Origin of the sequence: Streptomyces sp. NPDC050674, assembly GCF_040654575.1 — a bacterium.
In the GTDB taxonomy this organism is placed as follows: Bacteria; Actinomycetota; Actinomycetes; order Streptomycetales; family Streptomycetaceae; genus Streptomyces.
In genome coordinates this window covers 18,272-42,658 of sequence record NZ_JBFAIG010000017.1, presented here as the reverse complement: position 1 = coordinate 42,658, position 24,387 = coordinate 18,272, and the positions used below count along the sequence as shown (strand labels likewise).

The following is a 24,387-nucleotide window of genomic DNA, read 5'->3' as shown; positions in this document are numbered from 1 at the left end:
CGCCCTCGCTCGGCTGCTGCGTCCTGACGCACGAAAGAGCCCCTCTCCGGTGAGGGAGAGGGGCTCAGGCCCTGGTGAGGGCGGTTGTGGCTGGGGCCGGGGTCGAACCGGCGACCTATCGCTTTTCAGGCGATCGCTCGTACCAACTGAGCTACCCAGCCACGAGGTTTCACGTGAAACCTCAGCGGTCCTGACGGGATTTGAACCCGCGGCCTCCACCTTGACAGGGTGGCGAGCACTCCAAACTGCTCCACAGGACCAAGCTTCGTACGACAGTGTCGCACAGGGTGGTGCGTGCCCCCAACGGGATTCGAACCCGTGCTACCGCCTTGAAAGGGCGGCGTCCTAGGCCGCTAGACGATGAGGGCTATCGGCCCGCCTGGGCGCTTCTCAGCGCGTCGGGGACGTGAGAAGCATATGGGATGGCGGGAGCTATCGCCAAAACGGTTTAGGGCGAGCTCGTGGGAGTGCCCTCCGAGGGGGTGCCGGGGGACGGGCCCGCACCGGGCTGGTTCTCCTCGGGCAGGTGACGGCTGACCTCGGCCGTCGTGAGACCGAGCCCGCCCAGTTCGATCTCGTCCCAGGCCTGGAGGTGGCGGGTGTCCCGGTCGAAGTAGAGGATCGACGCCTCGATGGGGTCGGGGTGCTTGCCCTCGATGGCGCGCAGCCCGCTGCCGCCCGTGGAGCCCTCGATGCGCAGCCGGGTGCCGTACGGCAGGACCTCCATCTCGTCGTGGTGCAGGTGGCCCGCCAGGGCCAGGGGGACCTCGCCGTCGACGCCGCGGGCCGCGGAGGGCTCGTGGGCGATGGCGATGTCCACCGGCGTGCCGGCGTCGCTCTGGTCGTGCAGGGCCGTGGCCAGGCGCGCACCGGCGAGTTCCTGGGACTGCTCGGCGCCGGTCTGCCCGGAGCGGTCGGGGGTGAACTGGGGGTCGCCGATGCCGGCGAAGCGCAGGCCCCTGATCGTCTCGGCCCTGCCGTCGTCCAGGACGTGCACGTTCTTCAGGCGTTCCATGTAGCGCTGGGTGATCATCGAGTCGTGGTTGCCGCGGACCCAGACGTAGGGCGCGCCGAGGTCTTCGATGGGGTCCAGGAAGCCGTTCTCGGCGGCTGTGCCGTGGTCCATGGTGTCGCCCGAGTCGACGATGACATCGACCTTGTACTGCTGCACGAGCGAGGCGATGATCTTCCAGCTCGCCGGGTTGAGGTGGATGTCGGAGACGTGCAGCACCCGGATGGTGGAGGGGTCGGGCGCGTAGGCGGGGAGTGTCGAGGTGGCGTCGTAGAGCTTGGTCACGTTGGTGACCAGACGGGCCAACTCCTTCTGGTAGACGTCGAACTCGGTGACGATGCTGCGGGCGTTGCCGACCAGGGAGGGGGCCGAGGTGAGCAGGCCGGAGAACTTGGGTTCGAGGACGGAGTCGGGGCGCCAGGTGGCGTAGGCGGTGCCGCCGGAGGCGGCGAGGAGGGTGAGGGCGAGGCCGCCGGCGGCCAGGGCCCGGCGGGGGCGGCGGTAGACGGCGAGACCCAGGGCGGTGGCGCCGGTGACCACGGCGACGCCGGAGCGGAGGGCGAGGTCGAGGGTGCCGCGGGTGACGTCCTGGGCGACCTCGTCCTGGAGGCCGGAGAGGCGTTCGGGGTGGTCGACGAGCGCTTGGGAGCGGTCGGGGTCGAGCTGGTCGACGTTGACGTCCAGGCGCACGGGGGCGATGTGGCTGTCCAGTTGGAGGGCGCCCAGGGGCGAGATGTTGATCTTGGTGCCGCCGGTGAACGAGGGGCGCAGCGTCATGGTGGTGTTCATCGGGCCGACCGGGACCCGGACGTTGCCCACGACCAGCAGTCCCAGCCAGGCGCCGAGGAGGACGACGGCCACGAGTCCCAGTGCGCGCGTCCAGGGGTGCGGCGGCGCCACGAGTGCGGTCGTGGGGGGCGCCTGACGGGAGCGGTAGCGGCGGGCCAGGACGCGGGCGGCCCTGCGGATCGGGTTCAGGACACTCCGGGCTGCGGCGGGGACGCGGGGCATTGGTGCCCTATGCCCAGGTGTGCGGCCGGATATGCGACGCCGGGAGGCTCTCGTACGGCGGGGTCGTGGCCGACAATGGGCCTGTGCTGGAGATGACGCGTGAGGAGTTCGAGGAGCTGGTCGCCGAGGCGCTGGACCGGATCCCGCCGGAGTTGACCCGGTTGATGGACAACGTCGCGGTGTTCGTGGAGGACGAGCCGCCGGCGGACGATCCGGAGTTGCTCGGGCTGTACGAGGGGACGCCGTTGACCGACCGGGGTGAGTGGTACGCGGGTGTGCTCCCGGACCGGATCACCGTCTACCGGAATCCGACCCTGCGGATGTGCGACTCGAGGGAGGACGTCGTCGCGGAGACGGAGATCACCGTGGTGCACGAGATCGCGCACCACTTCGGCATCGACGACGAGCGTCTTCACGCGCTGGGTTACGGCTGACGGGGTTGTGAATACGGGGCGCGTGTCCTCTTGCGCGCGGCGGGAGTTGAGGGTGTTGACTCCTCACCCGTTCCGGAGGTGGCCCCGTGCGCCCCTTGTACGTACCCGTCCGACTGGCCGCCACGGTCGTGGCCGTCGCCGCTGCCGCCGGCTGTATGAGTGTCGGTGACGACGGTGCGGGCGGGAGCGTCAAGCCGTCGCATTCCGCCGGGCAGCGCGGCGGCGAGGCGCCGGACGGCGGGCCGGCGGTGTCGGGCGGTGGCGGGTTCGGCGCCGCGGGGGCCGACGGCGAGCGGGAGCGCGGCAAGAGCCGGAAGGCCAAGAAGGGCAAGGGCGCGGGGGCGCGCGAGCCGGCGCCCCGCGAGGCGTCGCCGAGCGTCGACGCGAGCCCGTCGGCGCCGGGACGCGACAAGCCGGGAAAGCCGCCCCGGCCGACGCCGAAGCCGCCGGTGCCGCCGACGCCCACCCGGACGGCCGATCCGGAGCCCACCCCCACGCCGCCGGAGCCGACGACGTCGCCGGAGCCGACCCCGGAGCCGTCGTCCTCGGCCCACGAGCCGCCCGGGACGCAGCTGGCGCAGCGGGAGCCGGCGCCGGAGGCGGGGTCACCGGCGTGAGACCGGGGCCGCGCTGAGGGGCGTGAATCCCGTGGGCCGGGGCGGGAACATTTCCGGGCGGGGGGCGGTTGCAGCCCTGGGGGAGCCGTCCGGCCACCGGACTGCTGCCCTCTGTCTCCTGCACAGTCCGGTTTGCCTTGAGGGGCCCGGAGTGCGTATGGTGGCAGATCGTTTGATCCCATCTTGCCCGGCGCCACTACAGAGCGCGCCGTGTGGCGCGTACTCTCCCTTGCCGTGGTGGACCGCATTGAGGCGGTCGTATTGCGAATCGCGAATCACGGAGTTGACGGGCGCGTGCCGACTTGAGACTCCGGAAGGTTTCGCATTCGCATGTCCATCGCCAGTACTGATCACGTCGTCGTGCCCGAGAACCCCGAGAACGAGGCCGTCGAGGACACCACCCCCGAGATCACCTTCACCGACCTCGGCCTGCCCGAGGGCATCGTGCGCAAGCTCGCGCAGAACGGTGTGACCAGCCCCTTCCCGATCCAGGCCGCGACCATCCCGGACGCCCTGGCCGGCAAGGACATCCTCGGCCGCGGCCGCACCGGCTCCGGCAAGACCCTGTCGTTCGGTCTGCCGACCCTGGCCACGCTGGCCGGCGGCCGGACCGAGAAGCACAAGCCGCGCGCCGTCATCCTGACGCCGACGCGTGAGCTCGCCATGCAGGTCGCCGACGCCCTCCAGCCCTACGGCGACGTCCTCGGCCTGAAGATGAAGGTCGTCTGCGGCGGTACGTCGATGGGCAACCAGATCTACGCCCTGGAGCGCGGCGTCGACATCCTCGTCGCCACCCCGGGCCGGCTGCGCGACATCATCAACCGCGGCGCCTGCTCGCTGGAGAACGTGCAGATCGCCGTTCTCGACGAGGCCGACCAGATGTCCGACCTGGGCTTCCTGCCCGAGGTCACCGAGCTGCTGGACCAGGTCCCTGCGGGCGGTCAGCGCATGCTGTTCTCGGCCACGATGGAGAACGAGATCTCCACGCTGGTCAAGCGTTACCTGACCGACCCGGTCACGCACGAGGTCGACAGCGCCCAGGGCAACGTCACGACCATGTCGCACCACATCCTCATCGTGAAGCCCAAGGACAAGGCGCCGGTCACCGCCGCTATCGCCTCCCGCAAGGGCCGCACGATCATCTTCGTCCGCACCCAGCTGGGCGCCGACCGTATCGCCGAGCAGCTCTGCGACTCCGGTGTGAAGGCGGACGCGCTGCACGGCGGTATGACGCAGGGCGCGCGTACCCGTGTGCTGGAGGACTTCAAGAAGGGCTACGTCAACGCGCTCGTCGCGACCGACGTCGCCGCCCGCGGTATCCACGTCGACGGCATCGACCTGGTGCTGAACGTGGACCCTGCCGGCGATCACAAGGACTACCTGCACCGGGCGGGCCGCACCGCGCGGGCGGGCCGCACGGGCACGGTCGTGTCCCTGTCCCTGCCGCACCAGCGGCGTCAGATCTTCCGGCTGATGGAGGACGCGGGCGTCGACGCCACGCGCCACATCATCCAGAGCGCCGGCGCCTTCGACCCGGAGGTCGCCGAGATCACCGGCGCCCGGTCGATGACCGAGGTCCAGGCCGAGTCCGTGGGCAACGCCGCGCAGCAGGCCGAGCGTGAGGTCGCGGCGCTCACCAAGGAGCTGGAGCGGGCGCAGCGCCGCGCGAACGAGCTGCGCGAGGAGGCCGACCGGCTCCTCGCCCGGGTCGCGCGCGAGCGGGGCGAGGAGCCCGCGGCCGTGGTGGCCGCCGGCGAGGCCGGTGAGGCGCCGGTCGGCGTCGAGGTGTCGGTGCCCGAGCAGCCGACCGCCAAGGACGTCGAGCGCGAGGAGCGCCCCGAGTCCTCCGCCCCGTACGAGCGCCGGGAGCGGCGTGAGGACCGCGGTGGTTTCCGCCGTGACGACCGGAGCGGTGACCGTGGCGAGCGCGGCGGTGACCGTGGTGGCCGTTCCTTCGAGCGTCGTGACGACCGGGGGGCCGGGGGCCGTTCGTTCGAGCGTCGTGACGACCGGGGCGGCTTCAACCGCGACCGTGACCGGGACCGTGGCGGCCGTTCCTTCGACCGTGACCGTGGCGAGCGCGGCGGCTTCCGCCGTGACGACCGGAGCGGTGACCGTGGCGAGCGCGGTGGCTTCCGCCGTGACGACCGTGGTGAGCGCGGCGGTGACCGTGGCGGCCGTTCCTTCGAGCGTCGTGACGACCGCGGGGCCGGGGGCCGTTCGTTCGAGCGTCGTGACGACCGGGGCGGCTTCAACCGCGACCGTGACCGTGGTGAGCGCGGCGGTTTCCGCCGGGACGAGCGCACCGGTCACCGGGGCAGCGACCGTCCCTTCAACCGTGACCGCCGTGACGACCGTCCGGGGTTCCGCTCCGGCGGGCACGACCGCCCCAACGGCCGTCGTGACGACCACCGCGGTGGCGGCTCCTTCCAGCGCCGCGAGGACAAGCCGCGCTGGAAGCGCAACGGCTGACATGAGCGCATGAGGAGCGCCGTGGCCCCGTCCCAACGGGCGGGCCACGGCGCTTCGTCGTTCCCCCGGGCCGAGCGTGGCGTGCGCGGAGCCGCCCCAACCGGGCGGTCCGCGGCCCCGATCGGCCCTGTTCGTCCCTCCGGCGGGGCCGATGGGACCGATACCCGATCGGAGACGCGGCGTCGTCCGGCTATGCTCGTGGGGGCGACAACGCCTGGGCCCTTAGCTCAATTGGCAGAGCAGTGGACTTTTAATCCATTGGTTGTGGGTTCGAGTCCCACAGGGCCTACCGGTGGTGGTCGGGGGATATGGCCTCTGACCTGCGGTGCAGCGTCCGGGTCGGCTTCGGTCGGCTCGGGCGCTGACTGGTTTTCAGCCCGTGCGTGAGCGGACGCGCCCCTGGCTCGCGGCTCGGCCACGGCCTATGGGGTTCGGCAGTCGCCGGGCACGACGTGAGTGCCGTCGGCGCGTCCTCAAACCGGACATGGACCGCACGCGGACCTCCTCGTCCACGGCGGTGGTGCGGGCGGCCAGGGTGAGCACGTTTTCGAGGCGCCCGGCACGGCGACGCGCTGCTCGGCTCCGATGCCGTGGGGCCGCAGACGCTCGTCCTCGCCCCCGGGGTACGGGACGGTGAGGACGGCAGGTCCGGTGCCACCGTCGTGGGGTACGAGGGATCGCTGAGCGGGTCGGAGGGCGACGCGTCGGTCGGTGACGTTCTGTTCCTCCAGATCCAGGACTACGGCGTCAGCCCTTACATGTCGCTGCTCGGCACGACGCTCGTGCGGATGGCCGGCGACACCGACTTCGAGATGTTCCTCGCGGACGCCGACGCCGCCAAGGCGGAGGGCAGGTTCGCGCCCTTCGCGGTCAGTCCGGCCGTACAGATCCCGGACCACCCCGACGTGACCCGGGTGGGTCTTCATGGACGATTCGCCCTTCGAACGCGGACACGTGACGGCCGAAGCTGCCCGAGGTCGCGGTCGTCTCCGCCGAGGGCGATCCGGCGGAGCTGGTCGGCCGGTTGCTGTCCCGGGGCTGGTTCGACGTTCTGCAGCCGGTGGAGACCGACCGGCGCCGCCCGGCCCTGTACCGGAGCGCGGTTACGGAACCGGTTCCAGGCCGGGTTCGCCTCCTCAGAGGACATCGAGTCGAGGATCGTGGAGACCCTTTGCTCGATCCTGGACGCGGAGCCGGAGGACTTCATCACCGAGACCCGCGTGGTGGCCCACGACAAGTGGGACAGCCTCAACTCCCTGGAGACCATGGTCGCGATCGAGAGCGCCTTCCGCGTCCGTCTCGACCTGCGCGACTACCATGCCACCCGCACCGTCGGCGACCTGGTGGAACTGGTCGCCGGCGGCAGCGGACACGCGTGACCCGGGGAGGGGTATTCATGGTCCGGCACTCTTCCGACAGGCCCGGTCCGGCGGCCACGGCGCCGCGGGAGGAGCTCGATCCGACCGGGGGGCTTCCCGGGACGCTGACCCTGCCCGCCGAACGCACCGGCCCAGTGCCCGCGGTCGTCCTGCTCCACCCGTTCGGGGCGTGGGACCGCGACGGCTCTCTGCCGCCGGAGGTGACCGGCAACGGGCCGGTGCGCCTCTTCGCGGACCTGGAGGAGGCGTTCACCGCCGCGGGGGTGGCCGTCGCGCGCTTCGACTGCCGGTTCGTCACCGGGCGGCGGGAGGACGGCTGGGATCCGCGGCGGGTCACGTTCCAGGGGCTGGTGGACGACGCCAAGGCCGCCTTCGCCGCCGTCCGGGCCCATGGCGCCGTCGACGCGCGGCGGGTCGCCCTTCTCGGTGTCTCACTGGGCACCGAGGTCGCGGTCGCGGCCGCCGAGCAGCTCGGCGGCGAGCACGTCCTGCTGCTGGTGGCTCCGGTCGCCGAGCACTACCCGGTGCGCTGGCGCTGGCTGAACGTGGAGCGGCGCACCGAGTGGCTGGCGCTGAGGGGCCTGGTCGACGGCGACGGGAAGACGGACCTCGCCGCGGCGGCCGCCGACCGCGTGGGCCGGTCCGGCTGGTGGGACGACTTCGACCTGCACGAGCGGCTCGGGCCCAGCGCCGGCATCGAGGAGGTGCAGGCCCTGCTGATCGGCCGTCACCAGGCGATCGTCAGGGAGGCGTTCGAGCAGGGGAACGAGGACGCGCCGGCCGCCTTCTGGCGGGACTGGTGCGCCCAGCCGGACGCCTTCGTGCGGATCGGATCGGTCCGCGGTGTGGTCCGGGTGCACGTCGGTGACGACGACTGGACCACTCCGCCGCGGCAGGGCCTGCTGTTCCGGCAGGCCGCGAAGGAGGGCCTCGACGTCCGGCTCCGCCTCCACCCGGGTCTCGGGCACCTGATGTCGCCGCGCGCCGCGGACGGCGCTCGTACCTACGGTCCCTTCACCCGGGAGGTGCTCGACGCCCTCGTCGAGGAGATGACGACCGCGCGCTGAGCCCGGGACGGGAGACGGCTGTGGCGCGGGCCCGGGGAATTCGGGCCCGCACCACAGCCGCGTCCGGCCGGTGTCACGGCCGCGCCGCGGCGGCGGTGGCGCGATCGAGCCAGCGCCAGCACTCCAGCGCCAGCCGCAGATGTCGTTCTCCTCGAACAGCAGGGCCGCCTCCTGCCCTGCGACTGGGCGAGCAGGCCGCCAAGCCCGGGCGTCCCGCCGAGGAGATCGGCGGGTGGCTCCTGAAGACCGTACCGGCCGAACGGCCCTGTCTGATCACCGTCATCGCCCGCTGGTCGGGCTGGTCCCGGGGCTGTACGCCGAGTCCCTCGCCCCCGGCGAGGTGCTGCCCGCGGACAACGCCTCCCGGCCCTTGGGCTTTCCGGCCGCCTTCCGCGCCACCGGTCACCCGGTGATCCGCGTCCAGGGCACCCCCGAGGTGCCCATGGTGTGCCGCGGTGCCGGGCGGCTTTCGGAGAGCCGTGACGAGGAGAAGCACTCCCACCGCGCACACGGACGAGAGCCCCGGTCCGGGACGATCCGGACCGGGGCTCTCGTCGTGGGCGGGTCAGCCGGTCGCCAGCATTCCCGACCGCAGCTTCGCCACCGTGCGGGAGATCAGCCGGGACACGTGCATCTGCGAGATGCCGAGCCGGGCGCCGATCTCCGCCTGGGTCAGTTCCTCCACGAAGCGCAGGTGGAGGATGAGCCGCTGGCGCTCGTCGAGCTCGGCGACCAGGGGGGCCAGGGCGTGGAAGTCCTCGACGAGTGCGAGGGCCGGGTCCTCCTCGCCGATGAACTGCGAGAGCGTCGTGTCGCTCTCGTCCGGGTCGCCGGTGACCGTCGCGTCGAGGGAGGAGGACAGGTAGCCGTTGGCCGCGATCTGGGCCTCGACGACCTCCTCCTCGGACAGGTTCATCAGGGCCGCCAGCTCGGCCACCTTCGGCGCGCGGCCGAGGCGGGAGGCCAGTTCCTCGGTGGCCTTGGCGAGCTCCGTACGGGCCTCCTGCAAGCGGCGCGGCACGTGCACGGCCCAGGAGGTGTCGCGGAAGAACCGCTTGATCTCGCCGATGATGTACGGCACCGCGAAACTGGTGAACTGCACCTCGCGGGAGACCTCGAACCGGTCGATGGCCTTGATCAGCCCGATGACGCCGACCTGGACGATGTCCTCCATCGACTGGCCGCTGGTGCGGAACCGGCGGGCCGCGAAGCGCACCAGGGACATGTTCATCTCGATGAGCGTGTTGCGGGCGTACTGGTATTCGGGCGTGCCCTCCTCGAGCACGGCGAGCCGGTCGAGGAACTGGCCGGTCAGCCCGCGTGCGTCCTGCGGGGCGAGCTTCTGGGGCTCGGCGATCTGCGGCAGTTCCTCACCGGTGCAGGTGGCGGAATCCGTCGTCGTGCCGATGCGCATGGTCGCCGTCACGGGCCCTCCCTCTCGTTCCGGCCCGCTCCGATCCCCCGACAGGCCACCTCCAGCGCCGCTACCCGCCCCCGCCCGGCTCATGCCCCGCAGCTGCCCCGGCGAGACGTTGGCCACAGTCGGCGCAGGTCGAGGAGGTGTCGGGGTACCCGGACCGGTATTGCGACGGTACGGGTGGGAGGGACGGGCGGTGGGGAGCGCAGGAAAGAGACCAGGGGTTCGCGGAGCGGACGGTTGTCGTTTGACAACTATAGGTGGAGGGCAACAGCCTAGGCGTGCCGAGCACGTTCGGGGAAGGGACCGGAAGGTCCGACTCCGTGCGAGGGCGGGTAGGTCAGGCAGTCCGGGTACCGGACGATCGGGAGTCTTCGGAGTCGTCGTGTATCTGGGCCGCCGCCGCGTGGCAGAACGCCTCGAGACCCTGGAGCAGCGCCACCCGCTTCGCCGCCGGCATCTGGTCGAGCACCGCGCGCAGCGCCTGCTCCCGGCGGACGCGCAGGTCGGCGAGGAAGGTGCGGCCCCGGCCGCTGAGGTACAGGCGCACCTCGCGCCGGTCGGCCCGGCTCGCCTCGCGTTCGACGAATCCGGCCGCCTGGAGCCGGTCGCACAGCCGGCTGGTCGAGGGCGGTGTGGAGGCGAGGGAGTCGGCGAGTGTGCGCAGGTTGATGCCCTCGTGGTGTTCGAGGATGAGCAGCACCCGCAGCTGGGAAGCCGAGGCCGGCGCGGTCGAGGCACGGCCCCAGAGCACTTCCAGCAACTCCGCGGCCGTGGAGGTCACACGGGCGACCTCTGCTGGCTCAGGGCGGGGTCGGAGGGAAGTCACAGTCACACTCTCGCAGGCACCGGGATGGCCGTCAGCGTACTAGGCGTGGTGTGAGCCGCCCGGTCAGCCGCTTCCCCGCCCCGCCCGCCGCCCCGTGACAAGGAACGTTCCGAGGACGTGTCGACGTCCCACCGAGGATGGTGAAAGACCACCGTGACCACGATCACGAACAGATTCGTGGCCGCCGAGCGCGCCCTGCGCACGGCGGCACCCCACCGGCTGCTGGACGAGGTCCGTCGTGTACTGGCCGATCAGTACGCGGCGGACTCCGTCGAGCTCTTCCTGGCCGACTACGGACTGACCGTGCTCCAGCCGGTGTCCGTGCTGCCGCACACCCTCGAGCCGGTGCCGGTGCACAACAGCCCGGCGGGCCGGGCGTTCGGCGCGCAGGAGCCGCACGTGGAGGCCTGTTCCGGCGGCCTCGTACGGGCGCATCTGCCGGTCACCGTGCGCGGCGACCGCCTCGGCGTGCTGACCGTGACCCTGCCGGACGGCGAGCACGCCGACGGCGCGCTGAACGAGCTGGCCGACATCGCCGAGGTGCTCGGGCACGAGGTCGTCGTGGCCGAGCGCGACACCGACCTGTATCTCCAGGCGCGGCGCCGGGACCGGCTCACGCTGGCCGCCGAGATGCAGTGGCAGCTGCTGCCGGGCCGCTCCTGCGCCGGCCCCGAGTACGAGCTGGGCGCGCAGCTGGAACCGGCGTACGCGATCTTCGGTGACAACTTCGACTGGTGCGCCTCGGCCGACCGGCTCAGCCTCTACGTCACCAACGGCATGGGGGAGGGCATCGAGGCCTCCCTGCTGACGAACCTGGCCCTCAACGCGCTGCGCAACGCGCGCCGGGCCGGGTTGTCCATCGAGGACCAGGCGGCCCTGGCCGACCAGGCGGTGTACGCCCATTACCGGGGCCGGTGCTACCTCTCCGTGCTGATGCTCGACTTCGAGCTGGCCACCGGGCGGGTCCGGGCGGTGGACGCCGGGTCGCCGCAGATGCTGCGGCTGCGTGGGGGCGCGGTGGAGCGGGTGCCCTTCGAGGCCCAGCTGCCGCTCGGCATGTTCGAGGAGACCGACTACGTGATCCAGGAGTTCCGGGCCGAGCCCGGCGACCGCCTGGTCTTCGTCAGCGACGGGGTGTACGACGTCGCCTCCCCGGGCGGCGAGGCCTACGGGGCGGACGCCCTGGCCCGGGCGATCCAGTCCACCCGGCTGCTGCCGGCCGCCGAGGTGCCCCGGGCCATCCTGCGCGAACTGACCGGCCACCGGGGTCCGTCCACCCCGGACGACGACGCCCTGGTGGTGTGCCTGGACTGGCGTGGCCGGTGAGGGATGGGGGAAGACGCTGGTCGGGGGCGGTGCAAGCCGGTTGTTTGGTGGTGCAGGACGCCGGCACTAATGTTTGTCATACGGCAAGTAACGGCTGAGGCGCCGTGCAGCGACCTCGGTCCGGCCCGTGCAAGGGAGCGATACAAGTGTCGGTGTCGGAAGAGAACGCGGAACAGCAGCCGGCCGCCTTCCAGGTGAGCGCCTTCCTGGAACGGCGCCGGGAGCAGATCGCTCAACGGTGGGCGGACGCCGCGCTGTTCCGCACCGTCTTCACCGTGTCCCGGGACGAGGCGGTCGAGGCGGGCAGGTCCGTGGCCGCGGCGCTGGCGGCGGTGGCCGCCTCCGGGCGGCTCGACGACATCCGGGCGTCCGGCTTCGAGGCCGTGCGCGACCAGCTGGGGCGGATGGCGGCCTCCCGCGCCCGCACCGGGACGGACCCGGACGGGGTCGCCCGTGAGGTGGCGGCCCTGCGCGAGCCGGTGACCGAGCTGCTGCGCGCCGAGTTCGCGGAGCCGTACGCCCCCGAGGCCCAGGAGGCCGTGGTGGCGCTGACCGTGCTCATGGGCACCCTGCGCCTGGTCGTGCTGGAGACGACGGTCAGCGCGGGCGAGGAGCTGATCGCCCGGCAGCGCGAGCAGCTGCACGAGGTGGCCACCCCGGTGATCAAGCTGTGGGAGAGCACGGTCGCCGTGCCGTTGATCGGCACCCTGGACAGCGCGCGCAGCCAGGTGGTGATGGAGAGCCTGCTGGACGCGATCGTCGCCGAGCGTGCCCGGTACGCCATCCTCGACATCACCGGCGTGCCGACGGTCGACTCGCTGGTCGCCCAGCACCTGATGAAGACCGTGGCGGCGGCGCGGCTGATGGGCGCCGAGTGCATCGTCTCCGGCATCCGGCCCGCGATCGCGCAGACCATCGTCCACCTCGGCATCGACCTCGGCACCGTGCTCACCCGCTCCAGTCTGGAGGACGCGCTCGCCTACGCGCTCAGCCAGCAGGGGGTCGAGATCGCGCCGCTGCGGGTGGCCGGCCCGACGGCGGACGCGGGCACGCGGTGACCGGCCCCGCGGCACACGGACCCGGGGGCGGACACGGCTTCACCGTGCCCGTCCTCCAACTGGGCGACGTCCTGCTCGTGACCCTCCAAGGAGAGCTGCACGACGGGATGGCCGAGCAGCTCCAGCACGACATCACGGCCCGCATCTCGGACAGGCGGGTGACCGGGGTCGTGATCGACATCTCCGGAGTGGAGATCGTCGACTCGTTCCTGGGCCGGGTCCTCGCCGAGATCGCCGCCGGAGCCCAACTGCTGGCGGCGCGTACGGTGCTGGCCGGGATGCGCCCGGCGGTGGCGATCACCCTGGTCGAGCTGGGGCTCACCCTCCCCGGTCTGCGGACGGCCCTGGACGTCGAACGCGCGATGGAGCTTCTCGGCGTGACCACGCGCAGGGGCGAGGGGAGCCCGTGATGCAGGCTTCGCGCCATGCCGGCCCCACCAGCCTGCCGATCGGCTCGGACGCCGACCTGGCATGGGTGCGGCAGCAGGTCCGGCAGACCGCCGCCGAGCTCGGTTTCGGGCTCGTGCAGCAGACCAAGCTCGTCACCGCGGCGAGCGAACTGGCCCGGAACACCCTCGTCCACGGCGGCGGCGGCCATGTGGAGCTCACCGAGCTGCGCACCGGGCAGTCCAACGGGCTGCGCCTCGCCTTCGTCGACACCGGGCCCGGCATCCGCGACCTCGACCAGGCGCTGACCGACGGCTACACCAGCGGCGGCGGGCTGGGGCTCGGGCTGAGCGGGGCCAAGCGGCTGGTGCAGGAGTTCGAGGTGGACAGCCGGCCCGGTGAGGGGACGACCGTCACCGTCACCGCCTGGGCCACCGTCGTCCCGCCCTCCCGGACGGTGCCGTGATGAGCAGGGTCTGGGACGTGCCGGTGGACGACTCGACCCGGGTGCGTGACGTCCGGGTGGCGGCCGAGGAGGCCAGCGCCCGCGCGGGCCTGCCCTCGAACCGCACCGCCACGGCCGCGCTGGTGGCGACGGAGCTGGCGACCAACCTGCTGCGGCACGCCGACGGGGGACGGGTGCTGATCGACCTCGTCGAGCGGGCGCACGACGACGGCCACCGGCCGGCCGTGCAGCTCGTCTCGGTCGACCACGGCCCCGGCATCCCCGACGTCGCCGCGGCGATGCGCGACGGCTACACCACGACCGTCGCCGCCTCGCTCGGCGCCGGACTCGGCACCTGCCGGCGCATAGCGAACGACTTCGATCTACACAGCGCCCCCGGCCGGGGCACCGTCGTGATGGCCCGGATCGGCCACGAGCCCGCCGTCCGCAACCAGGGCCCGCCCCCGCCCGGTCCGCGCGCCGGGGGTGTCAACGTTCCCCTCGGCCGGGCCGAGCAGTCCGGGGACGCCTGGGGCCGGGCGCGAGACGGTGACCGTCTGACCCTGCTGCTCGCCGACGGGCTCGGGCACGGGCCGAAGGCCGCCGAGGCCTCCACCGCGGCGGTGGAGGAGCTGCGCTCCCTGGCCGGACTGCCGCCCGCCGAGATCCTGCGGAGGCTGGGCCGGGCCCTGCGCCCCACCCGGGGCGCGGCCGTCGCCGTGGCCCAGCTCGACGAACGGACCGGGCAGTTGGGCTTCGCCGGGATCGGCAACGTCGGTGCCCGGCTGCGCACCGACGGCACCTGGAAGGCGCTGCTGTCCCACCCCGGCATCGTGGGCGCCCAGGCCCCGGCGTCCGTGCCGGTGCAGCGGGTGCCCTGGCAGGCCGGCAGCCTGCTGGTCCTGCACAGCGACGGCCTGCCCAGCCGCTGGACGCCGCCCGACGACGGGGTGCTCCCCGGCTGCGACCCGGCGGTGGCGGCGGCGGTGGTGCTCCGCGACTCGGGCAGCGCGGCCCGGCCGGCGCGGGACGACACGTGTGTGGCGGTACTGACCGCGGGCGGAGTGAGCCGCCACGGCTCGGGCACCTGACGGGCATTCGGGAGCCGGTGAGCGGCGCGGCACGGGTCCTGGCCGGTCGGCGTCGGTGAGGGGTTGCTTTCCGCGTGCCCTGGGATTTCGCCCGGGCGGCGCGGGGGGCGGGTGTGTGGGGGGGTGCGATCGCGGTGCCTGTGGGCCGCCACGGCTCGGGCACCCGACGGGCATCCGTCCGGCACCTGACGGGCGTTCAGGGCGCCGGGCGCGCGGCGGGGCCGCAGCGTTGAGTCCGTGTCGGTGAGGAGGCACCCTCCGGGTGCCCCCGGACGTCAGTCGGTGCTGTCGGCGCCCGGTCCCGTCGTGTCGCGGGCCGCCAGGAAGCCGCGCAAGCCCTCGCGCAGGGCCGCCCGTTCCGCCGGTGCCATCGCCGCGAGCGCGGTGGCCAGGGCCCGGGCGCGGTGGCCGGCGACCTCCCGGAGGACATGCCGGCCGTGCGGGGTGAGCCACAACTGCACCTCGCGGCGGGTGTCGGGGTGCGGGGCCCGCTCCAGCAGCCCGGCCGCCGCCAGCCGGTCGCAGAGACGGCTGGCCGTGGGCAGACCGATGTCCAGGCCCTCCGCCAGCGCCGTCAGGTTCAGGCCGGGCGTCGCCTGCACGGTGCGCAGGGCCCGCAGCTGGTGCGGGGACAGCCGCAGGGACGCCTCCTGGGCGGCGACCGACCACAGTGCCGTCAGGCTCTCCACGGCATCGGCGATCTGCGCTGCGACGGCCTCCGGGCCATCGCCCGGTCCCCTCGCCCGGTGGTCGCCGAGGCCGCCGAGATCGGTCACGAAACGGTCACTTCCATAAAGCTCCGGGTACGGGAGAGGTCGCCCTCTCTCAAAGGCTGTACCCGAGGAACCGAGGGACAAGCAGCCCGGTTCGGTGTCCGGCCGGACCGGCGGGCGGCTCAGCCGGCGCTGAGCCCCGTCAGCGCGGCGAGCGGCAGCGTGTGCTGGGTCTGCAGGACCTTCGCGCGCAGGTAGCGGACGTTGTGGGCGGTCGTGAAGACGCCCGTGGGAACGCGGTCGCGGACGTCGACGCCCAGGGACCGCAACTGCTCCGCCTTGTCGGGGTTGTTGGAGAGCAGGTCCAGCCGGCCGATGCCCAGGGCGCGCAGCATCTGGGCCGCCGCCGTGTAGTCGCGGGCGTCCTCGGGGAGCCCCAGGGCCGCGTTCGCCTCGTAGGTGTCGAGCCCCTGGTCCTGGAGGGCGTACGCGTCCAGCTTGTTGTACAGGCCGATGCCCCGGCCCTCCTGACGGAGGTAGAGGAGCACGCCGCCGCGCTCGGCTATGCGCTCGACCGCCTCGCGCAGCTGCGGACCGCAGTCGCAGCGGGCGGAGCCGAACACGTCCCCGGTCAGGCACTCGGAGTGCAGCCGCACCAGCGGGACCGGCCCGGGCTCGCCCAGGACGACGGCCACGTGCTCCCGGCCGTCGACCAGCCCGTGGAAGGTGACGAGCTCGGCGTCGGCCTCGTAGCCGTCGTGGAAGCGCAGCGGGACCCGGACGCGGGAGCGGGGGGTGGCGACGACGGCGGGGGTGTCGGGCATGCGGGGCCTCCGGGTTCCGTTTCCTGTTCGGCTGCACAGCCGTAGTGCTTCAGTTTTGAAGCAGATGTACGTTCGGAACCCTACTCGTGCTTGAAATTTGAAGCAATGAGTGCGGCCTCGTGTGGCGGGGGTCACTCCAGCGTCACCCGCCCCCCGCCCGGCGCCCCCCGGGCCATGTCTCCCGCCGCGTCATGAACAGGCCGGTGACGACCTCCGCCGCCACGGCACCTCGTCGGCCGCCGCCCGTGTGCCGTCCTCCTGGAGGCCCCGCGCGATCGCCGCGGAGATCTCCTCCAACTGCCCCACCTGCTCCTCGCTGAGCCGGTCGAACAGGGAGGTCCGCACGGTCTCGACGTGCCCGGGCGCCGCGCGCTCCAGCACCGCGAACCCCTCGTCGGTCAGCGCGGCGACGCTGCCCCGCTTGTCGTACCGGCAGGCCTCGCGCCGCAGCATGCCGTCCTTCTCCAGCCGCGTCACCGCGTACGTCAGCCGGCTGCGCGTGATCTTCAGCCGCTCGGCGAGATCGGTCATGCGCAGCCGGCGCTCCGGGGACTCCGACAGGACCGACAGGATGGAGTAGTACAGGTGCGGCATGCCGGCGTCCTGCTGGAGCTGCCGGTCGATCGCGTCCTCCAGGAGCAGCGAAGCGGCGATGTAGGCGCGCCAGGCGCGCTGCTCCTTCGGCGTGAGCCAGCGAGTCGTCATGCCGCCAGTGTAGGTTTGTTTCAAACTTGAACCAAGACCCGGTTCCAGTCCCGCCGACCCGACCAGCCGCGGAGCGTCGATGCCTCACCCGTACGTCCTGCTGTCCGCCGCCGTCTCCCTCGACGGCTACCTGGACGACACCGGCCCCGACCGCCTGCTGCTGTCGAGCCCGGCCGACTTCGACCGGGTCGACGAGGTCCGGGCCTTTGTCGACGCGATCCTGATCGGTGCCGGCACCATCCGCGCCGACAACCCGCGGCTCCTGGTGAACTCCGCGGAACGCCGGGCCGCCCGCACGGCCGCCGGACAGCCGGAGTACCCCCTGAAGGTCACCGTCAGCGGCTCGGGCGACCTCGACCCGGACGCCCGCTTCTGGCACACCGGCGGCGAGAAGGTCCTCTACACCACCGACCGGGGCGCCGAGCGCGCCCGTGCCCTCGGTCTCGCCACCGACGTGGTCCCGCTCGGCGCCGACCTCGACTGGCGGCGGCTCCTGACGCACCTGCACGACGTCCGGGGCGTGCGGCGGCTCATGGTCGAGGGCGGCGGCCTGATCCACACCCAGCTCCTCACCCAGGGCCTGGCCGACGAACTCCAGCTGGTCCTCGCCCCGCTCTTCGTGGGCGACCCCCGGGCGCCCCGCCTCTTCGGCCCGGGCGGCTACCAGGGCGGCCGGCTCCGGCTGCTGGAGACACGGCGGATCGAGGACGTCGTCCTGATGCGCTACGAACCGACCGCCCCGGGCACCGGCGCCCTGCCCACCGCCGCCGACCACCACTGGCTGGCCCTCGCCTGCGACCTGGCCGAGCACTGCCCGCCGTCGGACACCGCGTTCAGCGTGGGCGCGGTCGTGGTCGCCGCCGACGGCACGGAACTGGCCCGCGGCCACTCCCGCGAGGCCGGCGACCCGGTCGTGCACGCCGAGGAGGCGGCCCTGGCCAAGCTCGACGCGGCCGACCCTCGCCTGCCCGGCGCGACGGTGTACAGCAGCCTGGAACCCTGCGCCCGCCGCGCCTCCCGGCCCGCGCCCTGCGCCCGGCTGATCCTCGACGCGGGCGTGCGGCGGGTCGTCACCGCCTGGCGCGAGCCGGACACCTTCGTGACGGACGCCGACGGCAGCGGCCTCCTCGCGGCCGCGGGGGTGGAGGTCGTCGTCCTCCCGGAGCACGAGGAGCGGGCCAAGGCCCCGAACCGCCACCTGCCGGGCTGAGGGCGAGCCGATCGGCCCAACAGATCCTGCGTCCGCACCGCCGTCCGGGCCACGCTGCCTCCAAGGACCCGGACGACGAGCGCGGAGGCGGCGGCCATGGGGTCAGCGCGCAGACGAAGGACGGCGGCACTGCTCATGCTGCCGCTGCTCACCGCGCTCGCCCTGCTCGTCCCCTCCTGCCGGCCCGACGGCCCGGGCACCCGTGCCATGGGCCCGGTCCTGCCCTCCGACGCCGCGTTCACCCACCCCGGCGTCCTCGTCGACCGGGCCCAGCTGGACGCCCTGCGCGAGCACGTCACCGCCGGGCGGCAGCCCTGGCGAACGGCGTACCTCGCCCTGCGCGACAGCCCGTACGGCTCGTACCGGCACCGGGCCCGGCCGCACGAGACGGTCGTCTGCCCGGCCGGCGACCTTCAGGGCCGCGGCTGCGCCGCGGAGCGCGAGGACGCCCTGGCCGCCTACGCGCAGGCCCTGCTCTTCGCCGCCACCGGCGATCGGCGGCATGCGGAGAAGGCCAGGCAGCTCATGGACGCCTGGGCGGCCACGCTGCGCCGGCACACCGGGGAGAAGGCCGCGTTGCAGGCCGGCTGGACCGGGTCGGTGTGGGCCCGGGCCGCCGAGATCGTGCGGCACACACCCGGCGGGGGCTGGCCGGCCGCGCGGGTGCGCGGCTTCGAGGACATGCTGCGCACCGCCCACCTCCCCCAAGTCGTCGCCTCCGACCCGGACTTCACCGGATCCTGGGACCTGGTGGCGATCGACGCCGTCATCTCCGTGGCGGTATTCCTCGGCGACCACCGGGTCTTCGGCCATGCCCTGGAGCGCTTCCGGGAGCGCGTGCCCGCCTACCTCTACCTGGAGAAGGACGGCCCCGTGCCGCTCACCGTGCCCGGCTCCGGCGTGGACGGCCCGCAGCGGATGGCCTCGTACTGGTTCGGCCAGACCACGTACCGGGACGGCGTCTCCCAGGAGACCTGCCACAGCTTCCGGCACGTGGGTGCCTCGCTCGCCGCCACCGCCCACATCGCCGAGACGGCCTGGCACCAGGGTGTCGACCTCTACGGCGAGATCGAGGACCGGCTGGCGGCCGCGCTCGCCCTGCACGCCCGCCACGAACTGGACGGGCACGCACCCGAGTGGCTGTGCGGCGGCCGGGTCGAGCGGGGTCTCGGACCCCATCTGGAGGTCGCCCTGCACCATCTGGAGGAACGGCGCGGCCGGCCCGTCCCCGCCGCTCACGAACTGGCCGTCCGGGCCCGGCCCACCGGCACCGACGACCTGTTCACCGCCTGGGAGACCCTCACCCACGCGAGCGCCCCGGACGGCTGAGCGACGGGTGTGCACGAGCTGTCCCGCGGATGGCGTACACTGGAATCACAACGACGCGGGGTGGAGCAGCTCGGTAGCTCGCTGGGCTCATAACCCAGAGGTCGCAGGTTCAAATCCTGTCCCCGCTACTGAAGGCCGAGGGCCGGAATCCGAAAGGGTTCCGGCCCTCGGTGCTTTTCCAGGACGGTCTCACGGAGGCCCTCACGCTCGGTGAGCGAACCACCCCGTTCCGCATCACAACTGACACACCGTCAAAACCCGTCAGTCACTTGCGAGGTGGTCAACTCGCCCGATTTAAGCCGGTCATGGCAGGTAAGTCCGCGTGAAAAAGGTTAATGATCAAGTGGAATCGCTGGAATACCCCTCGTGCGTCTATTAACGTTCGATAACGCAGCGCGGTCGTCCCAGCCGTCACAGAAGGCGGCTCCGTGCGCACGCGCCGAATCCCGAAAGGGAACCGGGGAACCACCACTTGGGGTGAATCGGGCGGATACCACCGTGGAAGCACGGCGGGTATACGCGCGTAGGAGACCTTCCTGCTCCGAACCCGTCAGCTAACCCGGTAGGCGAGAAGGAAGGAAAGGAGCACGCCCACGTGGCGTCCAACCGGCCTGCCCCCGCGGCCCCGTTCGCGCAGAAGCGCGACACCGACACCTTCGGTTACGGCGGTCAGCGCACCGACGAGGGCCCGTTCCAGGAGTGGAACCCCACCGAGGAGTCCATCCGTCCCGTCCGTGGCCGGCACCGCGTCACCAAGCAGCGCGGCGGAGGTCTCGCCCGCAGCTCCACCGTCCTGGGCGTCGGCGTCATAGCCGCCGTGGGCGCCGGCGGCATGGCCAGCGCCCAGACCGGCAAGCCCCCGGTGTCCATCTCCGTGCCGGACCTGCCCTCGGTGGGTTCCCTCATCTCGGACGACGACACCCCCGAGGGTTCCGCAACCCCGCTCAGCAGCCTCGGCACCGCCACGGCGGACCCCGAGGAGAGCACCTCCGGCGCCGGCGAGGCGCTGCGCGCCCGGATCATGGCGCAGGTCGAGCACCAGCAGGAGCAGATCGAGACCAAGGCCGCGCAGGATGCCGCGGCCGCCGCCGAGAAGGCAGCGGCAGAGGCCGTCGCCAAGGCGGAGAAGGAAGCCAAGGCCAAGGCCGCCGAAGCCAAGAAGAAGGCGGAGGAGGAGGCCAGGAAGAAGGCCGAGGCCGAGCGGCTCGCCGCCCTCGCCAAGCAGTACACGCTGCCGACCTCCTCGTACACCATCACCTCCAGCTTCGGCCAGGCAGGCGCCTACTGGTCCTCCGGCTACCACACGGGCCTGGACTTCGCCGCGCCCACGGGCACGCCGATCAAGGCCGTGCACAGCGGCACCATCACCGAGGCCGGCTGGAACGGCTCCTACGGCTACAAGACCGTCCTCACCCTCGATGACGGCACCGAGATCTGGTACGCGCACCAGTCCTCCATCGGCGTCAGCGTCGGCCAGAAGGTCAGCACCGGCGACGTCATCGGCCGCGTGGGCGCCACCGGCAACGTCACCGGCGCGCACCTCCACCTGGAGGTCCACTCCGCCGGATCCGCGAGCGGCATCGACCCCATGGCGTGGCTGCGGGGCAAGGGACTCACCCCCTGAGCGGTCCACACCCGTGGAAACACCGGCGGCCCTGACGACGACCCCCCGACGTCAGGGCCGCCGGTTCTCCGTGTTTACGGGAACTTTGCGTCCGTTGCGGAATCAGGCATTCCTGTACGGGCGTTGACACGGAGCATGACTTCTCTGCGCAAGCTCGGCTCTTCCGACCTCGAGGTCTTCCCCCTCGCCCTCGGCGGCAACGTCTTCGGCTGGACCGCCGACCAGGACCGGTCGTTCGCCGTCCTCGACGCCTACACCGCCGCCGGCGGCAACTTCGTCGACACCGCCGACGTCTACTCGGCGTGGGCCGAGGGCAACCGGGGCGGGGAATCCGAGACCATCCTCGGCCAGTGGCTCGCGGCACGCGGGAACCGCTCCGACGTGATCGTCGCCACGAAGGTCAGCCAGCACCCCGACTTCCAGGGCCTGTCCGCCGCCAACATCAAGGCCGCGGCCGACGCCTCCCTGCGCCGCCTCGGCACCGACCACATCGACCTCTACTACACGCACTTCGACCGGCCCGACGTGCCCGTCGAGGAGATCATCGGCGCCCTCGACGAACTCGTGAAGGCCGGGAAGGTGCGGCACATCGCCGCCTCCAACATCTCCCCCGAGCGGCTGCGGGAGTCCCTGGAGTTCTCCGACCGCGAGGGACTCGCCCGGTACGTGGCCCTCCAGCCCCAGTACAACCTGGTCTCCCGCGACACCTACGAGGGCGCCCTCCAGGACCTGGCCGAGCGGTCCGGCCTCGCGGCCGTTCCGTACTACGCGCTCGCGTCCGGCTTCCTCACCGGCAAGTACCGGCCCGGCACGACGGTCGAGAGCGCCCGGGCGGGCGGTGCCGCCAAACATCTGGAGACCGAGCGGGGGCGCCGGGTGCTCGACGCCCTCGACGAGGTCGCCGGGGCGCACGACGTGCCCGTGGCGACGGTGGCCCTGGCCTGGCTCGCCGCGCAGCCGACCGTGGTGGCGCCGATCGCCTCCGCGCGGACGGTGGAGCAGCTGCCCGCCCTGGTGGGCGTCGGCGAGCTGACGCTCACGGACGCCGAGGTCGCCCGCCTCACGGAGGCGTCTGCCTAAGAGCGGTAGGGGTTGTACGCCGGGTACGGCGCCGCCCGGTAGCCGTACCCCTGCCCGTACACCCCGTGCACGGGCCAGGGCGGCGGCGCCACCGGGACCGGAGGGGCCGTGACCCGTGCCGCGTGGTCCAGCGCGGGGCGGGCCGCCTCCCGGCGCCGCCACAGCTCGCCGAGCAGCTCCTGCTCCCGTACGGCGAAGCCGGCCCCGGCGCGGCCCCGCCGGGCCCGGTGGCGCAGGAACGCCAGCGACGTGGCGTACGCCTCGTACCGCGCCACCTCCCGGGCCGCCGTCTTGCCCGCGTGGCGGCGGGCGTACCGGCGGGCGATCCGCCGGGCCCGCATCGAGCCGAGCGCGTACGGCTCGGCCGGTGTCAGCCACCCGGCCACCGCGTAGGCGGGCAGCTCCGCCCGGACGGTCTTCAGCTCCCGCTGCCGCGTCCAGATCACCAGCCACGTCAGCAGCCCGAAGATGGGCACCATGAACGCCGCGTACACGGCGAAGAACCCGTACTCGCCGAACGCCGACGAGCCGTTCCACATCGCGTGCATGCCCATCGCGAGCAGCAGGCCGCACAGCGGGAAGACCACGCGCCGCAGGCGTCGGCGGTCCGTCGAGAGCGCGCAGATGCCGAAGCCGATGCCGGTGAGGACCGTGAAGAGCGGGTGCGCGAACGGCGACATGATGATGCGCACGAAGAAGGTCGCCGCCGTGACGGAGGCGATGCCGGTGCCGCCGGTGAGCTGGTCGGTGCCGAAGGCCGTGCCCAGGTAGAGGATGTTCTCCGTGAACGCGAAGCCGGTGGCGGTCACACCGGCGACGACGACCCCGTCGACGATGCCGGTGAAGTCGCGGCGCCGGAAGAGGAAGACCAGCAGGACGGCGGCCGCCTTGGCCGACTCCTCGACCACCGGCGCTATCACCGTCGCGCCGAGGGTGTCCGCGCTGGACGGGTCCGCCGTCGCCGTCGCTATCCATCTCGTCGCGAAGCTGTTGGCGACGATCGCTATCAGTGCCGCCGCGCAGGCGCCCCAGGCGAAGCAGAACAGCAGGTTCCGCCAGGGGCCGGGTTCGACGCGGTCCAGCCAGCGGAACGCGGCGAGCAGCAGGGGCACCGGCAGGACGGCCAGTCCCAGCCCGACCAGGAACCCCTCCGTGCCGGTCTCCTCGCGGACCAGGGCGAGGATGACCAGGCCGGATATCGCCAGGAGCGTGCTCAGCGCGCCGTAGCGCACCCAGGCGCGCTGCCACCAGTGGGCGTGCCGCAGGGGGCCGCCCGGGCCGGCGAAGGGAGCGCCGTCGGTGGGACCGCTGGGGTACGACGGATGGGGAGGGCTGGTGGCCACGGCATTGACCCTAACGACGGATGGGAGCTGTCCGCAGGCGGGAGAGGCGCCAGAGGGGGGTCAGGCGCCGGCGGGGGACTGGTCCACGTGCTGTACGCGACGGAAGAGGAGGTCGTTCACGACATGTCCCTTGTCCAGTCCCTGGCCCTCGAAACGGGTCAGCGGACGGAAGTCGGGACGCGGCGCGAAACCACCGTCGGCCTGCGTGTTCTCGAAGTCGGGGTGCGCCGTCAGCACATCGAGCATCTGTTCGGCGTACGGCTCCCAGTCGGTGGCGCAGTGGAGGATCGCGCCGGGCCGGAGGCGGGTGGCGGCCAGGGTGAGGAAATCGGGCTGGATGATCCTGCGCTTGTGGTGGCGCTTCTTGGGCCAGGGGTCGGGGAAGTAGACGCGCAGACCGCTGAGGGAGTCGGGGGCGAGCATCTCGCGCAGCAGGATGATCGCGTCGCCGTTGGCGACCCGGATGTTGGACAGGCCGTCGCGGTCGGCGAGATTGAGCAGGTTGCCCTGGCCGGGGGTGTGGACGTCGACGGCGAGGATGTTCGTGGCGGGGTCGGCGGCGGCCATCCGGGCGGTGGCCTCGCCCATGCCGAAGCCGATCTCCAGGACGACGGGGTTGTCGTTGCCGAACAGTTCGTCCAGGTCGAGGACGCGGCTGCCGTCGATGTCGAGGCCCCACTTGGGCCACAGGCGCTGGAGCGCGTCCGCCTGACCTGCGGTGACCCGGCTGCGCCGGGGCTGGAAACTCCGGATCCGCCGCTCGAAGTGCGACCCGGCGGGGTCGGCCTTCGGCCCGTCGGGGAAGCGGGGCTCGCCCTTGGCCCGGCCGTCCCGGACGGGGACACCGGGGGTGTGCGGGTGCGGGTGCGGGGCTTCGGGGGTGTTCGCGGAGTCAGACACAGTGCCTTCGATTTTACGGCCGTGGACGCTCGCGCCCGCGCGCCGGTGAGAGTCGGGCCGCCCCGGGGGTGTCCGCCCGCCCTGGCCGCGGGTCATCGCGCCGCTCAGGGCGCC

At 72.7% G+C, this 24,387-nt stretch carries 22 protein-coding genes, 5 tRNA genes and 1 riboswitch; of the genes, 16 read left to right on the top strand and 11 right to left on the bottom strand.

Features of this window, described 5'->3' with window-relative positions:
- Window positions 1-87 precede the first annotated feature (87 nt).
- The 4 genes from AB0I06_RS25915 to AB0I06_RS25900 form a co-directional block, all read right to left on the bottom strand.
- Window positions 88-161 (bottom strand) — tRNA-Phe (locus AB0I06_RS25915).
- 24 nt (window positions 162-185) lie between these two features.
- Window positions 186-260: transfer RNA gene (locus tag AB0I06_RS25910), tRNA-Asp, on the bottom strand.
- 35 nt (window positions 261-295) lie between these two features.
- Window positions 296-368, bottom strand: a tRNA-Glu gene (locus AB0I06_RS25905).
- 80 nt (window positions 369-448) lie between these two features.
- On the bottom strand, window positions 449-2,023 hold the full coding sequence (locus AB0I06_RS25900; RefSeq protein ID WP_363121239.1) for a metallophosphoesterase: 1,575 nt from the start codon (window positions 2,021-2,023) through the stop codon (window positions 449-451).
- Between the two features lie 83 nt (window positions 2,024-2,106).
- On the opposite strand from AB0I06_RS25900, the gene AB0I06_RS25895 reads away from it, so the two are divergent.
- From AB0I06_RS25895 to AB0I06_RS25870, 6 genes are all read left to right on the top strand, one after another.
- Window positions 2,107-2,457: a metallopeptidase family protein gene (locus AB0I06_RS25895; RefSeq protein WP_363121238.1), complete on the top strand. Its 351-nt coding sequence runs from the start codon at window positions 2,107-2,109 to the stop codon at window positions 2,455-2,457.
- Window positions 2,458-2,543: 86 nt separating this feature from the next.
- Entirely contained in the window at window positions 2,544-3,074 is a 531-nt protein-coding gene (locus AB0I06_RS25890) for a hypothetical protein (protein WP_363121237.1), read from the top strand.
- Between the two features lie 330 nt (window positions 3,075-3,404).
- Complete coding sequence (locus AB0I06_RS25885) at window positions 3,405-5,546, top strand: DEAD/DEAH box helicase (protein WP_363121236.1); 2,142 nt, start codon at window positions 3,405-3,407, stop codon at window positions 5,544-5,546.
- 216 nt (window positions 5,547-5,762) lie between these two features.
- Window positions 5,763-5,835, top strand: a tRNA-Lys gene (locus AB0I06_RS25880).
- A 301-nt stretch (window positions 5,836-6,136) separates the two neighbouring features.
- Entirely contained in the window at window positions 6,137-6,925 is a 789-nt protein-coding gene (locus tag AB0I06_RS25875; RefSeq protein ID WP_363121235.1) for an acyl carrier protein, read from the top strand.
- 17 nt (window positions 6,926-6,942) lie between these two features.
- Entirely contained in the window at window positions 6,943-7,992 is a 1,050-nt protein-coding gene (locus AB0I06_RS25870; protein WP_363121234.1) for a hypothetical protein, read from the top strand.
- Between the two features lie 565 nt (window positions 7,993-8,557).
- Here AB0I06_RS25870 and AB0I06_RS25865 read toward each other — a convergent pair.
- Window positions 8,558-9,418 (bottom strand): RNA polymerase sigma factor SigF, encoded by an 861-nt coding sequence (locus AB0I06_RS25865; RefSeq protein ID WP_363121233.1) that lies wholly within the window; start codon window positions 9,416-9,418, stop codon window positions 8,558-8,560.
- Between the two features lie 331 nt (window positions 9,419-9,749).
- A complete protein-coding gene (locus AB0I06_RS25860) occupies window positions 9,750-10,244 on the bottom strand; it encodes a MarR family transcriptional regulator (protein ID WP_363121232.1) in 495 nt (164 codons plus the stop codon).
- Window positions 10,245-10,391: 147 nt separating this feature from the next.
- Between AB0I06_RS25860 and AB0I06_RS25855 the strand changes: the two genes are divergently transcribed.
- From AB0I06_RS25855 to AB0I06_RS25835, 5 genes are all read left to right on the top strand, one after another.
- Entirely contained in the window at window positions 10,392-11,564 is a 1,173-nt protein-coding gene (locus AB0I06_RS25855; RefSeq protein ID WP_363121231.1) for a PP2C family protein-serine/threonine phosphatase, read from the top strand.
- Window positions 11,565-11,710: 146 nt separating this feature from the next.
- Window positions 11,711-12,622, top strand: a complete 912-nt coding sequence (locus tag AB0I06_RS25850; RefSeq protein WP_363121230.1) for an STAS domain-containing protein — start codon at window positions 11,711-11,713, stop codon at window positions 12,620-12,622.
- A 44-nt stretch (window positions 12,623-12,666) separates the two neighbouring features.
- Entirely contained in the window at window positions 12,667-13,032 is a 366-nt protein-coding gene (locus AB0I06_RS25845; RefSeq protein WP_363121229.1) for an STAS domain-containing protein, read from the top strand.
- A complete protein-coding gene (locus tag AB0I06_RS25840; RefSeq protein ID WP_363121228.1) occupies window positions 13,032-13,475 on the top strand; it encodes an anti-sigma regulatory factor in 444 nt (147 codons plus the stop codon). Before AB0I06_RS25845 ends, AB0I06_RS25840 begins: the two co-directional genes overlap by 1 nt.
- Entirely contained in the window at window positions 13,475-14,545 is a 1,071-nt protein-coding gene (locus AB0I06_RS25835; RefSeq protein WP_363121227.1) for a SpoIIE family protein phosphatase, read from the top strand. The genes AB0I06_RS25840 and AB0I06_RS25835 overlap by 1 nt, the downstream gene beginning before the upstream one ends.
- 275 nt (window positions 14,546-14,820) lie before the next feature.
- Here AB0I06_RS25835 and AB0I06_RS25830 read toward each other — a convergent pair whose 3' ends face one another.
- The 3 genes from AB0I06_RS25830 to AB0I06_RS25820 all read right to left on the bottom strand — a co-directional run bounded on the left by AB0I06_RS25830 (window position 14,821) and on the right by AB0I06_RS25820 (window position 16,787).
- Window positions 14,821-15,321, bottom strand: a complete 501-nt coding sequence (locus AB0I06_RS25830) for a MarR family transcriptional regulator (protein WP_363121226.1) — start codon at window positions 15,319-15,321, stop codon at window positions 14,821-14,823.
- 119 nt (window positions 15,322-15,440) lie between these two features.
- Window positions 15,441-16,082 carry a GTP cyclohydrolase II gene (gene ribA / locus AB0I06_RS25825; protein ID WP_363121225.1) on the bottom strand — a complete coding sequence of 214 codons (642 nt, stop codon included), beginning with the start codon at window positions 16,080-16,082 and terminating at the stop codon, window positions 15,441-15,443.
- A 189-nt stretch (window positions 16,083-16,271) separates the two neighbouring features.
- Window positions 16,272-16,787, bottom strand: coding sequence for a MarR family transcriptional regulator (locus AB0I06_RS25820; protein ID WP_363121224.1), 516 nt, complete (start codon window positions 16,785-16,787; stop codon window positions 16,272-16,274).
- Between the two features lie 79 nt (window positions 16,788-16,866).
- On the opposite strand from AB0I06_RS25820, the gene AB0I06_RS25815 reads away from it, so the two are divergent.
- From AB0I06_RS25815 to AB0I06_RS25795, 5 genes are all read left to right on the top strand, one after another.
- A complete protein-coding gene (locus AB0I06_RS25815; RefSeq protein ID WP_363121223.1) occupies window positions 16,867-17,997 on the top strand; it encodes a dihydrofolate reductase family protein in 1,131 nt (376 codons plus the stop codon).
- 96 nt (window positions 17,998-18,093) lie between these two features.
- The gene (locus tag AB0I06_RS25810) at window positions 18,094-19,326 is read left to right on the top strand and encodes an alginate lyase family protein (RefSeq protein WP_363121222.1); all 1,233 of its coding nucleotides are present in this window, start codon (window positions 18,094-18,096) and stop codon (window positions 19,324-19,326) included.
- Between the two features lie 54 nt (window positions 19,327-19,380).
- Window positions 19,381-19,454, top strand: a tRNA-Met gene (locus AB0I06_RS25805).
- A 299-nt stretch (window positions 19,455-19,753) separates the two neighbouring features.
- Window positions 19,754-19,910: riboswitch (cyclic di-AMP (ydaO/yuaA leader) on the top strand.
- 11 nt (window positions 19,911-19,921) lie between these two features.
- On the top strand, window positions 19,922-20,950 hold the full coding sequence (locus AB0I06_RS25800) for a M23 family metallopeptidase (protein WP_363121221.1): 1,029 nt from the start codon (window positions 19,922-19,924) through the stop codon (window positions 20,948-20,950).
- 135 nt (window positions 20,951-21,085) lie between these two features.
- Window positions 21,086-22,030, top strand: a complete 945-nt coding sequence (locus tag AB0I06_RS25795; RefSeq protein WP_363121220.1) for an aldo/keto reductase — start codon at window positions 21,086-21,088, stop codon at window positions 22,028-22,030.
- Here AB0I06_RS25795 and AB0I06_RS25790 read toward each other — a convergent pair.
- The gene (locus tag AB0I06_RS25790) at window positions 22,027-23,373 is read right to left on the bottom strand and encodes a PrsW family intramembrane metalloprotease (protein WP_363121219.1); all 1,347 of its coding nucleotides are present in this window, start codon (window positions 23,371-23,373) and stop codon (window positions 22,027-22,029) included. The two genes, AB0I06_RS25795 and AB0I06_RS25790, sit on opposite strands and share 4 nt — an antisense overlap.
- A 60-nt stretch (window positions 23,374-23,433) precedes the next feature.
- The gene (gene trmB / locus AB0I06_RS25785; protein WP_363121218.1) at window positions 23,434-24,273 is read right to left on the bottom strand and encodes a tRNA (guanosine(46)-N7)-methyltransferase TrmB; all 840 of its coding nucleotides are present in this window, start codon (window positions 24,271-24,273) and stop codon (window positions 23,434-23,436) included.
- Window positions 24,274-24,387 lie beyond the last annotated feature (114 nt).